This is a genomic window from Micromonospora sp. HM5-17, from assembly GCF_003762835.1.
Taxonomy (GTDB): Bacteria; Actinomycetota; Actinomycetes; order Mycobacteriales; family Micromonosporaceae; genus Plantactinospora.
This window is the reverse complement of sequence record NZ_RJWA01000004.1, coordinates 343,589-355,998: the sequence shown is the minus strand read 5'-3', so window position 1 is coordinate 355,998 and position 12,410 is coordinate 343,589. Positions and strand designations below refer to the sequence as shown.

Annotated in this window: 10 protein-coding genes; 6 read left to right on the top strand and 4 right to left on the bottom strand. The window is 74.0% G+C overall.

Annotated elements, in window-relative coordinates:
* Window positions 1–18 precede the first annotated feature (18 nt).
* The gene (locus tag EF879_RS14990; RefSeq protein WP_123559256.1) at window positions 19–1,290 is read right to left on the bottom strand and encodes an APC family permease; all 1,272 of its coding nucleotides are present in this window, start codon (window positions 1,288–1,290) and stop codon (window positions 19–21) included.
* A gap of 83 nt (window positions 1,291–1,373) precedes the next feature.
* On the opposite strand from EF879_RS14990, the gene EF879_RS14985 reads away from it, so the two are divergent.
* From EF879_RS14985 to EF879_RS14965, 5 genes are all read left to right on the top strand, one after another.
* Window positions 1,374–2,342 carry a helix-turn-helix domain-containing protein gene (locus tag EF879_RS14985; protein ID WP_123558979.1) on the top strand — a complete coding sequence of 323 codons (969 nt, stop codon included), beginning with the start codon at window positions 1,374–1,376 and terminating at the stop codon, window positions 2,340–2,342.
* 118 nt (window positions 2,343–2,460) lie between these two features.
* Window positions 2,461–4,032: a malate synthase A gene (gene aceB / locus EF879_RS14980; protein WP_123558977.1), complete on the top strand. Its 1,572-nt coding sequence runs from the start codon at window positions 2,461–2,463 to the stop codon at window positions 4,030–4,032.
* A gap of 81 nt (window positions 4,033–4,113) precedes the next feature.
* Window positions 4,114–5,580, top strand: coding sequence for an FAD-linked oxidase C-terminal domain-containing protein (locus EF879_RS14975; protein WP_123558975.1), 1,467 nt, complete (start codon window positions 4,114–4,116; stop codon window positions 5,578–5,580).
* Window positions 5,581–5,582: 2 nt separating this feature from the next.
* A complete protein-coding gene (locus tag EF879_RS14970; RefSeq protein WP_233604472.1) occupies window positions 5,583–6,872 on the top strand; it encodes an FAD-binding oxidoreductase in 1,290 nt (429 codons plus the stop codon).
* Complete coding sequence (locus EF879_RS14965; RefSeq protein WP_123558973.1) at window positions 6,872–8,335, top strand: (Fe-S)-binding protein; 1,464 nt, start codon at window positions 6,872–6,874, stop codon at window positions 8,333–8,335. The genes EF879_RS14970 and EF879_RS14965 overlap by 1 nt, the downstream gene beginning before the upstream one ends.
* Before the next feature lie 71 nt (window positions 8,336–8,406).
* Here EF879_RS14965 and EF879_RS14960 read toward each other — a convergent pair whose 3' ends face one another.
* Window positions 8,407–9,324, bottom strand: coding sequence for an NADP-dependent oxidoreductase (locus EF879_RS14960; protein ID WP_123558971.1), 918 nt, complete (start codon window positions 9,322–9,324; stop codon window positions 8,407–8,409).
* 123 nt (window positions 9,325–9,447) lie between these two features.
* Here EF879_RS14960 and EF879_RS14955 point away from each other — a divergent pair, with 123 nt between their 5' ends.
* Window positions 9,448–9,891, top strand: coding sequence for a helix-turn-helix domain-containing protein (locus EF879_RS14955; protein WP_123558969.1), 444 nt, complete (start codon window positions 9,448–9,450; stop codon window positions 9,889–9,891).
* Between the two features lie 116 nt (window positions 9,892–10,007).
* Here EF879_RS14955 and EF879_RS14950 read toward each other — a convergent pair whose 3' ends face one another.
* Window positions 10,008–10,658: a pyridoxamine 5'-phosphate oxidase family protein gene (locus EF879_RS14950; protein WP_123558967.1), complete on the bottom strand. Its 651-nt coding sequence runs from the start codon at window positions 10,656–10,658 to the stop codon at window positions 10,008–10,010.
* 157 nt (window positions 10,659–10,815) lie between these two features.
* Window positions 10,816–12,324 (bottom strand): Nramp family divalent metal transporter, encoded by a 1,509-nt coding sequence (locus EF879_RS14945; protein WP_123558965.1) that lies wholly within the window; start codon window positions 12,322–12,324, stop codon window positions 10,816–10,818.
* Window positions 12,325–12,410: the final 86 nt, after the last annotated feature.

The window sequence follows — 12,410 nt, the reverse complement described above, 5'->3', positions numbered from 1 at the left end:
GGTTCCGAGACCGGGGCCTCACGGCCGTTCGGCCGGCCGCAGCTTCAGGTAGAGCAGGGCGCCGGCGGCGAGCAGCAGCGGCCAGAGCAGGTACCAGCCGGCCGCCACCAGCAGCCCGGTCACGGCCACCAGCGAGAAGCGGGCGTACCAGTGTGCCCGGCTCCGCCGGGGAAGCAGGCGCAGCGCGGCGGCCATGCCCAGCACGTACACCAGGACGAAGCTGCCGGTCGTGAGCATCACCAACGGCGTCGGGCCGGTCCCCGCCGCCAGCACGCCGGTCAGGACGAGAACGCAGAGGCCAGCGACGAGCGCGAGGCTGCGCCGCGGCACCTCGCCGGCGCTGCCGCCGCGGGCCAGCCAGCCCGGCAGGCTGCCGTGGCGGCCGAGCGCGGCGCCGAGCTTGGCGGCCCCGGCGACGTACGCGTTCATCGCCCCGAACGTGAGCAGCACGGCGGCGACGGCCGCGAACAGGGGCACGGACCCGCCGAGGCCGAGGCCGAGCAGGTGCGCCAGCGGCGCCTCGGTGGAGCCGGCCGCCGGGCCGAGGACCAGCACGGTCGCGCCGGCGACCGCGAGGTAGAGCGCGCCGACCAGGACCACCGCGACGGCCGCGGCACGGGGTAGGTCGCGGGCGGGTCGCTGGAAGTCGGCCGCCAGGTGGGTGATCGCCTCCCAGCCGGCGAAGCTCCACACCAGCAGCAACGCCGCCGGGACGATCGCGGTCCAGCCATGCGGCGCGAACGGCCGCAGGTGCTCCCACCGGACGTGCGGCAGCGAGGCGATCACCGCGGTGGCGAGCAGGCTCACCAGCAGCCCGGCGAGGACCAACTGGAGCCGTCCGGAGATCTTCACGCCGAACGCGTTCGCCACCGTCACCGCCGCGACCAGGGCGACCGCGGTGACCGCCACGGTGCCACGCCCACCGCCCAGCGCCTGCGCCACGTAGGCGCCGGCGAAGAGCGCCGCGGCCGGCGCACCGGCCGGGACCGCGAAGTAGAAGCACCAGCCCACGACGGTCGCGGCCCGCGGCCCGAAGGCCTCGCGGACGTACGTGGAGACCCCACCGGCGTCGGGGTGGCGGGCGCCGAGCGCGGCGAACGTCGCCGCCAGCGGCATGGACAGCACCACCAGGCCGAGCCAGGCGAGCAGCGACGCCGGGCCAGCCACGGCCGCGGCGAGCGCGGGCAGCGCGATCACCCCGGTACCGAGCACCGCGCCGAGGTAGAGCGCCGTGCCGGTCGCCACGGTCAGTCGGCCGCCCGCCCGCACCGGCGGCCGGGTCTCTCGCACCGTTTCGGTCACCCGGCCACGATCGCGGAGACGACGGTACGGGCGACAGTGGCCGGAATGCCATTCTCCGATAGATTCCTGCCATGACGCCGCGACACGTCGTGGCGATCGCGGTGACCGACGCGATCCCCGTCTTCGAATTCGCCGTGCCCTGCGAGGTCTTCGGCATCGACCGCTCCGACCTGGTCGACCCCTGGTACGAGCTGCGGCTCTGCGCCGCCGAGCCGGGACCGTTGCGGACCAGTGGCGGCCTGCGGATCGAGACCCCGTACGGGCTGGACGACCTGCTCGCCGCGGACACGGTGCTCGTCCCCGCCTGTCGCCGCGCCATCCAGCGGGAGTCACCCCCGGCGCTGCTCGACGTGCTGCGCCGGGCCCACGCCCGGGGTGCGCGGATGGTCTCGATCTGCAGCGGCGCCTATCTCCTCGCCGCCGCGGGCCTGCTGGACGGCCGGCGAGCCACCACACACTGGATGAACGCCGCCGACTTCGCCCACCGGTTCCCGGCGGTGAAGGTCGACCCCACCGTGCTCTACGTCGACGAGGGGGACGTGCTCACCTCCGCCGGGACCGGCTCGGCGATCGACCTCTGTCTGCACCTGGTCCGGCTCGACCACGGCGCCGCGGTCGCCAACGAGGTGGCCCGCCGGATGGTGGTGCCGCCACACCGCGACGGCGGCCAGGCCCAGTTCGCCCGACCGCTGGCCCGGGGCGAGGCGCACGACGATCTCGCTCCGCTGCTGGAGTGGGCACGGGAGCGCCTGGACCAGCCGCTGACCGTGGCGCGGTTGGCCGAGCAGGCACGGATGAGCCCGCGGACCCTTGCCCGGCGGTTCCGGGACACGCTCGGCACCAGCCCCCTGCGGTGGTTGCTGGAGCAGCGGGTCCGATTGGCCCAGGAACTGCTCGAGACGACCGACGAGCCCGTCGAGCTGATCGCCCGGCGGACCGGGTTCGGCACCGCGGTGAGCCTGCGCCAGCACTTCCGCCGAGTCACCAGCGTCTCCCCGCAGACCTACCGGCACGTCTTCCGCCGGGCCCGCCAGCCCTGACCCCACCGTCCCTGATCGGTCTGGCCACGCTGGCGCGGCCACCGCGCCGAATTCGCCGGGACCGCGCCCGCCGTTTCGGGGCGATAATGGAAAGCCCCCTACTCCCTCAGGAGGGCGCATGGTCGAGGTGGCCGGCCCGATGGGCGAGCGGTACGCGGAGATCCTGACCCCGGAGGCGCTGGAGTTCCTCGCGGAGCTGCACCGGGAGTTCGAGGGGCTGCGGCGTGAGCTGTTGCGACGCCGGGCGGAGCGGGAGGCGGCGCTGGCCGCGGGCGGGACCCTGAGCTTCCTGCCAGAGACGGCGGCGATCCGGGACGACCCGACGTGGCGGGTGGCCGAGCCGGCGCCGGGACTGGTCGACCGGCGGGTCGAGATCACCGGGCCGACGGACGCGAAGATGACGATCAACGCGCTCAACTCCGGCGCGAAGGTCTGGCTCGCCGATCTGGAGGACGCCAACACCCCGCTCTGGTCCAACGTGGTCGAGGGGCAGCTCAACCTGCGGGACGCCGTCGCCGGCACGCTGGAGTTCACCTCGCCGGAGGGCCGGACGTACCGGCTGCGGGAGGACGTCCCGCGGGCCACCATCGTGGTCCGGCCGCGCGGCTGGCACCTGACCGAGAAGCACCTCCTGGTCGACGGCGAGCGAATCGCGGGCGCCCTCGTCGACTTCGGGCTCTACGTCTTCCACTGCGCCCGGGCCCAGCTCGCGGCCGGCTCCGGGCCGTACCTCTACCTGCCCAAGCTGGAGAGCCACCAGGAGGCGCGGCTCTGGAACGACGTCTTCCTCCTCGCCCAGGACCGGCTCGGCATCCCGCGCGGCACCATCCGGGCCACCGTGCTGATCGAGACGCTCCCGGCCGCGTTCGAGATGGAGGAGATCCTCTACGAGCTGCGCGAGCACTCGGCGGGGCTGAACGCCGGACGCTGGGACTACATGTTCAGCGTGATCAAGAAGTTTCGGACCCGGGGCGCCGAGTTCCTCCTGCCGGACCGGGGCGCGGTGACGATGACGGCGCCCTTCCTCCGGGCGTACACCGAACTGCTGGTCCGGACCTGCCACCGCCGCGGCGCGCACGCGATCGGCGGGATGGCCGCGTTCATCCCCAGCCGGCGGGACCCGGCGGTCAACGAGGTTGCGCTGGCGAGGGTTCGGGAGGACAAGACCCGGGAGGCGAACGACGGCTTCGACGGCTCCTGGGTCGCCCACCCCGACCTGGTACCGGTGTGCCGCGAGGTCTTCGACGCGGTCCTCGGCGACCGGCCGCACCAGCTCGACCGGACCCGCGACGACGTACGGGTCGAGGCGGCGCACCTGCTCGACGTCGCCGCCACCCCGGGCCGGCCCACCGAGGCTGGCCTGCGCAACAACGTCAGCGTCGGGATCCAGTACCTGGCGAGCTGGCTGCGCGGCACCGGCGCCGTCGCGATCTTCAACCTGATGGAGGACGCCGCCACCGCCGAGATCTCCCGGTCCCAGGTCTGGCAGTGGCTGCACAACGACGTCGTCCTCGACACCGGCGAGCGGGTCACCCGGGAGCTGGTGGAGCGGATCGCCGACGAGGAGATCGGGAAGCTCGGCGCCGCGCCGGATCGGTACGCCGAGGCACGGGCGCTGTTCCTGGAGGTCGCGGTCGCCGACGAATTCGTGGACTTCCTCACGCTGCCCGCGTACGAGAGGATGCCGTGAACGAGCTGCCCTGAGCACCGGGTCGCGGGAGTCGCCGCGCCGGCCGGCGGACCCGCGCAGCGGTGGGAGCGGAGGTCGCCGATGACCGCGACGAGAATCGGGAGACTCGCCGCCGAGCTGCGGGATCGGCTCGGCCCCGACCAGGTGATCGACGACCGACCCCGGCTGCGGACGTACGAGTGCGACGGGCTGGCCGCGTACCGGGTCGTCCCGGCCCTGGTGGTGCTGCCGCACACCGCCGCGGAGTGCGCGCTCGTGGTCCGGGCCTGCGTCGCCGCGGGCGTGCCGTTCGTCGCCCGGGGGTCCGGGACCGGGCTCTCCGGCGGCGCCCTGCCACACCCGGACGGGGTGCTGATCGTCACCTCCCGGCTGCGGGAGATCCGGCTGGTCTCCGCGGCCGACGAGCGGGCGGTGGTCGAGCCGGGCGTCGTCAACCTGGCGGTCAGCCGGGCCGCCGCCCCGTACGGCTACTACTACGCCCCTGACCCGTCCAGCCAGCAGATCTGCTCGATCGGGGGCAACGTGGCGGAGAACTCCGGCGGCGCACACTGCCTCAAGTACGGCTTCACTTCCAACCACGTGCTCGGCCTGCAGGTGGTGACCCCGGAGGGCGAACTGGTCCGGCTGGGCGGGATGGCGCCGGACAGTCCCGGGTACGACCTGGTCGGCGCCTTCGTCGGGTCGGAGGGGACCCTCGGCATCACCACCGAGGTCACGCTCCGGCTGCTCCGGGTGCCGGAGTCGGTGCGTACCCTCCTCGCCGCCTTCACCGGCACGGACGCCGCCGGGGCCGCGACGTCGGCGATCATCGCCGCCGGGGTCGTCCCGGCGGCGGTGGAGATGATGGACGCGCTCGCCATCGAGGCCGCCGAGGCCGCCGTCCGGTGTGGATACCCGGACGGCGCGGGGGCGGTGCTGATCGTCGAACTGGACGGGCCGGCGGCCGAGGTGGACGCCCAGTTCGCCGAGGTGGTGGCGCTGTGCCGGGCCAACGGCGCCACCGAGCTGCGGATCGCCGCCGACGAGCGGGAACGGGCACTGATCTGGCGGGGCCGGAAGTCCGCGTTCGCGGCGGTCGGCCGGATCAGCCCCGACTACATCGTCCAGGACGGGGTGATCCCCCGGACCGCGCTGCCCGAGGTGCTGCGCCGGATCGCCGAGCTCGCCGCCGAGCGGGGCATCCGGGTGGCGAACGTGTTCCACGCCGGGGACGGCAACCTGCACCCGCTGGTCCTCTTCGACGAGGCGGTCGAGGGGCAGACCGCCCGGGCCGAGGAGTTGTCCGGGGCGATCCTCGACCTCTGCGTGGCGTACGGCGGCTCGATCACCGGAGAGCACGGCGTCGGGGTGGACAAGGCGACGTACCTGCCCAGGATGTTCACCGACGACGACCTGGACACGATGCAGCTGCTCCGCTGCGCCTTCGACCCGCGCGGCCTGGCCAACCCCGGCAAGATCTTTCCGACGCCCCGGCTCTGCGGCGAGGTGCCGGGCCGACGCAAGGGTCCCCATCCCCTCCAGGCGGCGGGCCTGGCGGAGGTGTTCTGACCGTGTCCACACCGGACCTGCTCGACGCGCTGCGTACCGGGGGCGCCGCCGGGGACGGGGAGCTGCTCCGGGACCCCGACCTGTTCCGGCCGGCGGGACCGGCCGACGTGATCGGCGGCGTACCGGCCCGGGCCGTCGCCGCGCCGACCTCCGCCGCGCAGGCGGCGGCCGTGCTGCGGGCCGCCGCCGGGCTGGGGCTGCGCGTGGTCGCCCGGGGCGCCGGCACCACCGTGGACTGGGGCAACCCGCCGGCCGCCCTCGACCTGATCGTCGAGACCCGCCGGCTCACCGGCGTGGTCGAGCACGCCGCCGGGGACCTCATCGTGGTCGTCCGGGCCGGGACCCGCCTGGCCGAGCTGCGCGCCGCGCTCGCCCCGGCCGGGCAGCAGTTGGCGCTGGACGACCCCGTCGGTGGCGCCACCGTCGGTGGGGCGGTCGCGGTGAACATCAGCGGCCCGCGCCGGATGGGGTACGGCACCCTCCGCGACCTGCTGATCGGGATCACCCTGGTCCGGGTCGACGGGGTGGTCGCGCGTGCCGGGGGCAGGGTGGTGAAGAACGTCGCCGGCTACGACCTGGGCAAGCTGATGATCGGCGCGTACGGCACCCTCGGGCTGGTCACCGAGTGCGTGTTCCGGCTGCATCCGGTGCCGGCCGCCGAGGCGTACGTCCGGTGCCGGGTACCGGTCGCCGACGGGTTCACCCGGTTCGGCCGGCTCGCCTCCGCCGTCCGGGGCGCGCAGTTCGCCCCGGTCGCGCTGGAGGTCGACGCCCCGGCGGGTGGTCCGGCCGAGCTGGTCGTGCTGCTGGAGGGAACCGCCGCCGGAGTCGCCGCCCGGGCCGAGGCGACCCGGCGGCTCCTCGGCGCCGGGGCGGCCGTTGACAGCCGGCCGCCGCCCTGGTGGTCGAGGTACCCGTGGACCGCCGGGGAGACCGGGCTGAAGCTGACCGGGGTGCTGACCGGCGTACCCGACCTGCTCGCCGCGACCCGGGCGGTCGCCGACCGGCACCACGTGCCGATCCGGGTCCGCGGCTCGGCCGGCACCGGGGTCCTCTACGCCGGACTGCCGGCGAGCGCCGACCCGGAGGAGGTGGCCCGGGTCCTCGACGAGCTGCGCGGCGCGACCGGCGAGGTCGGCGGACACGCCGTGGTGCTCACCGCCCCGGACCGGGTACGCGACCGGGTCGACCTGTGGGGTCCGGTCGACGGGCTGGAGCTGATGCGCCGGGTCAAGGCCCGGTTCGATCCGGAGGCCCGGCTGGCGCCGGGACGTTTCGTGGGAGGACTCTGATGACGTCGCCCGACCCGCCCCCGCCCCGGGACGTGCTCGGCTCACTCGGCTCCGGCGGCTCCGGGTCGGCCGGGGTGGGGCCGGGCCACCCGCTCGGGGCGGTCGGGCGTGACCCCGTCGCGGGTCATTCGGCCCCGCGCCGGGGCACCGAGCCGGCCTTCGACGGGCACCGGCCGCCACCGGCCGAGGTGGTCTCCGACTGCGTCCACTGCGGATTTTGCCTGCCGACCTGTCCCACGTACCTACTCTGGGGCGAGGAGATGGACTCGCCGCGCGGCCGGATCCACCTCATCAAACAGGGGCTGGAGGGCGAGCCGCTCTCCGCGGCGCTGGTCGAGCACGTGGACCGGTGCCTGGGCTGCCTGGCCTGCGTCAGCGCCTGCCCCTCCGGGGTCCGCTACGACACCCTGGTCGAGCGGACCCGGCAGCAGATCGAGCGGCGGTACGACCGACCGGTGCGCGACCGGATGCTCCGGGCGGCCATCTTCGCGCTCTTCCCGTACCCGCGGCGGCTGCGGCTGCTGCGCGGGCCGCTGCGGGCGTACCAGGCGAGCGGCCTGCGCCGGCTGGTCGGCCGGACCGACCTGCTCCGCCGGCTCTCCCCGACGCTGGCCACCCTGGAGTCGCTGGCACCCCGGGTGACCCGGGCGCCCCGACCTCCCGAGCGGGTCCCGGCGTACGGCCGGCGCCGCGCGGTGGTCGGGATGCTCACCGGCTGCGTGCAGCGCGCGTTCTTCCCCGGCGTGAACGCGGCGACGGCCCGGGTGCTGGCCGCCGAGGGGTGCGAGGCGGTGATCAACCCGGCCCGGCAGGGCTGTTGCGGGGCGCTGAGCGTCCACAACGGACGAGAGGCGGAGGCGCGCCGGTTCGCCCGACGGCTGATCGACGCGTTCGCCGACGCCGGCGTCGACTACGTCGTGGTCGACGCGGCCGGCTGCGGCTCGACCATGAAGGAGTACGGTGACCTGCTCGCCGACGACCCGGCGTACGCCGACCGGGCCGCGGCCTTCGCGGCCCGGGTCCGCGACCTCTCGGAGCTGCTGGTGGAGCTGGGTCCGGTCGCCCGGCGCCATCCGCTGCCGGTGAGCGTGGCGTACCACGACGCCTGCCACCTGGCCCACGGCCAGGGCATCCGGGACCAGCCCCGGGAGCTGCTGCGGGCCATTCCCGAGCTGGAGCTGCGGGAGATCGCCGACCCGGAGATCTGCTGCGGCTCGGCCGGGGTGTGGAACCTCCTCAACCCGGAACCGGCGGCGAGGCTCGGCGAGCGCAAGGCCCGGGACGTGCGGGCGACCGGCGCCCGGTTGCTGGTCACCGCCAACCCGGGCTGTCTGCTACAGATCGCCGCCGCGCTGCCCCGGGTCTCCGGCGCCGTTCCGGAGCGCGGCCTCGCCCTGGCCCATACCGCGCAGGTCCTCGACGCCTCGATCCGGCGGCGGCCCGTCACCGAGCTGCTGCGCTGACCGGTCCGGCGGGTGCCGGCGGTCGCGGCGGTGCACCGGTGACGGGCGCGCCCCGGCGATGGACGCCCCGGTCAGGGCGTGAGCACGTAGCGGCCGCGTACCCCGCCCTTGGCCACGGCCCGGTGGGCGTCGGCGACCTGATCCAGCGGCACGACCGCGTGGACCCGGGCCGGCAGCTCGCCGGACGCGGCGCGGGCGAGCAGGTCGCCCAGGCGAGGACCATCGGGGTGCGCCACCACGGCGACGACGGTGACGCCGCGCTCCGCGGCCGGCTCGGCGCTCGGCTGGACGCCGACGTAGGTCCCGCCGTCACGGACCAGGGCGACTCCCTGAGCCCCCAGCACCGCACAGTCGGCGACCGCGTCCCAGCCCGGCTCGGCGTCCGTGGTGAAGCCGGCGCCGAGGCCGCGGACGAACTCCTCGTCCGTGGCTCTGGCCAGACCGGTCACCCGCCAGCCGCGGTCCGGTGCGAGTGCGGCGACGTAGCCCCCGACGGCGCCGGCCGCTCCGGTCACCAGCAGCCAGTTGCCCTCGGCGGGCGCGTCGCCGAGCAGGTCGACGATCTGGGCGGCGGTCAGCCCGTTGAGCGGCACCGTCGACGCCGCGACCAGGTCCAGCCCGTCGGGTACGACCGCGACGTCGGCGGCGGACACGACGAGTTGCTCGGCGTAGGTGCCGTAGTCGCGGTCGAAGCCGGCCACCATGCCGGCGACCCGGGTGCCGACGGGCAGGTCCACGCCGGGCCCGGCGGCAGCGACGACGCCGGCGAAGTCCCAGCCCAGGCCGGTACGGTCGGGCTGGTCGACCACCCCCATGGCGTGGAAGACGCCGGCCGCGACCGCGAGGTCGACGGGGTTGACCGGCGCGGCGGCGATCTCGACCCGGACCTCGCCGGGCCCGGGCTCGACGACGGGTACGTCGATGATCTCGATCGAGTCGGGTCCGCCCGGGGTGCGGACGACGGCGGTACGGAAGGTGGCGACCCCCATGGTTCCACTCCTCGTTGGCTTGTTTCCGACGGCTGTCCTGCACCACTATCAGGGGGTAACTGTCCAACGGGAAGTACGCACTTCATAGTGCGTAAGTCACCCCTCGGTGCGAAGGAGTGGTCGATGCCAACGCTGACGGCGGCCCAGAAGCGGGCACAGGCGCGGGCGGACTATGACGCGTTCCTGGAGAACTGTCCCAGCCGCCAGTTGCTCGACCGGATCTCCGACAAGTGGGTCGCGCTGATCCTCGCCGCGCTCGGCAGCGGCGGGCCGCACCAGCCCGGGGCCGACTGCGTCGGCGAGCCACGGGCGATGCGCTACTCCGAGTTGTCCCGCCGGCTGGCCGGGGTCAGTCAGAAGATGCTCACCCAGACGCTGCGCTCCCTCGAACGCGACGGTCTGATCACCCGTACCGTGACGGCGACGGTGCCGGTCACGGTCACGTACGAGCTGACCGACCTCGGGCTCTCGCTCCACCACCTCATGCGCGGCATCAAGGAGTGGGCCGAGGCGCACATGGACGAGGTACGCGCCAACCGCGAGAGGTACGACCGCCGCGTCGACTGACCGCCGACCATTCGCGGTGGCGGACGACGACCGAGGCGCGGGCCGGCGCGGCGAGACCAGGCGGGTGCGGCGGGACCAGGCGGGTGCGGCGGGACCAGGCCGGCGCGGCGCGCGGATCAGCTCCGGTAGAGCTGCTCGGCGTACTGGGCGCCGTAGTAGCGCTCCAACTCCTCCAGGGTCTCCTCGGTCTGCTGCACCCGCTTGACGATCTGGGCGTGCGAGGGCAGCACCTCGGGATGCCAGGTCTCCGGCTTCCAGAGCTCGGAGCGGAGGAACGCCTTGGCACAGTGGAAGAAGATCTGCTCGATGTCGACGACCAGCGCCAGGACCGGGCGGTGTCCCCTGACCACCATCCGGTCGAAGAACGGCGCGTCCCGGACCACCCGCGCCCGGCCGTTGATCCGCAGCGTCTCACCCCGGCCGGGGACGAAGTAGATCAACCCCACGTGCGGGTTGGCCAGGATGTTCAGGAAACCGTCGGCCCGTCGGTTGCCGGGCCGCTCCGGTATGGCGATCGTGGTGTCGTCGAGCACCAGGGTGAAGCCGGGCGGATCGCCCTTCGGCGAGACGTCGCAGCTCCCGTCGGCGCCGGAGGTCGCGACCAGGCAGAACGGTGAGTTGGCCAGCCACTCGCGGTCGATCTCGTGCAGCCGTACCCGCTCCTTGGTCACCGCCCGGGGCTTCGGCTCGCCGAGCAACGCCCGCAGCTCGGCTGCGGAGGTGATCTCGGTCAGCCCCGTCCCGGGGGCGGTCGCCACCTCGGTCATGCCGCTCCTCCCCGTCGTCGGCCTGCCGGCAGCCACCCTACGCCCCGCGGCGCCGGCGGTCACGAGGTCTGTCCCCGGCGGAGAGGCGACACCTCGACGGCGCCGGTGACGGGCCGGCCCGGCCACCGCCGCACGACGGCCGGGCCGGCCGCGATCCTCAGAAGGTGATCAGCGGGTCGCCGACGAAGTCGGCGATGAAGTTGACGAAGAAGAACCCGAAGAAGAAAACGTTGGCGACGAGCAGGACGTGGTGCCAGGGCCGGGGACGGGCCGGCCGGGGCAGTCGGCTGTTCAGATAGATGAGCAGGAACGGGTAGACCAGGGCGCCGAGGTTGGACATGTTCGCCGACCACTGCACCAGGTTCACCGGCAGCGCCAGATGGAGCACCACCGCGATGATCACCAGCAGGACCAGCATGAACGGGTAGTAGAAGCGGCGGGGGTCGCCCTCGACCAGGCGGCGCAGCCGGGGGCTGGTCCCGTGCGCCGCGTCGGTGCTGACCCGGACCATCCCCTCGAAGATGCCGAGCTGGGTGCTGAACAGCACCAGTACGCCGATCAGCAGCATGCCGTAGAACATCAGCGGCCCGTGATCGGGTTTGAGGGCGGTGGCGACGAAGGTCGGCACGTCGGCGGTGGTCGGTGTCGTGCCGGACACCTCGACGGCGTGCGCCATCAGGATCGTCGGGAGCAGCATGCCGAGCATCGCACCGACGAAGAAGATGCCCCACATGTCGGTGAGGAGCAGCCGGTACCACCGCCGCCACCGGGCCGCGTTGGCCGGGGTGTCCGGGAAGGTGACGCCGACGTCGCGGAGGTCCCGACGCTCGCCCCGGAGCCCGGCGATGAAGCCGGTACGGTAGCCCATGCCGTAGCCCTTGTCCCGGTAGTGGCCCATCGCGTACCAGTTCAGTCCGGAGACGAGCGCGGTGAAGCCGGCGAGCCCGCCGAGCTGGGTGGCGATGATCCCGTCCGGCGGTGCGGCCGGGGTGACGAAACCCCGGATCCCCTCCCACCAGAGGTCGAAGGGGACGACGACGAGGGCGACGAGCAGGAGGACGACCAGGATGGTGCCGATCATCACCCAGTTGGCGAGCTCGAGGGCCCGGCTGACCCGTTTCGCCGCGGCGGCGATGACGAAGACCAGCGCCAGCAGCGCGATCGCCCAGAGCCGGGGTTCTTCGGCGCCGGACGGCGCGACCTCGCCGTGGATCAGCGCGTACACGCCCTCGCCGGCCGAGGCCGCCCAGCCGCCGGCGATGAACGCGAAGATGACCAGGAAGACCGAGAGCGGCACCCAGAGCAGGACGCCGGGCGGCACCCGCCCCCAGCCGACCACCGGGGCCTCGCCGGTCGCGATCACGTACCGGGCGCACTCGATGTCGTAGAACGTCTGCAGCACCGCCGAGACGAGGATGACCCAGCCGACGCCGACGAAGCCGAACTGCCCCACCGCCTGTGGACCGAGGAGCCACTCGCCGCTGCCGATCGAGATGCCGAGGGCGATCAGGCTGGGACCGAGGGCGTACATGACGAGCTCGCGCGGTCCGATGCGGCGGACCCTGAAGACCTCCTCGGGTTCGGGGAGGTCGGCGACGGCGAGCGCGGGCCGGCCGGGGCCGAGTGGGTGGGAGTGGACATCCGGAGCCTGGGTTGCGTCCGACATGAGATGGCTCCTTGTGGGAGATCCCCCCGGACATCAATCGTCATCCATGCACAACCGCGAAGCAACAATCGATGCGGTACGGCTCC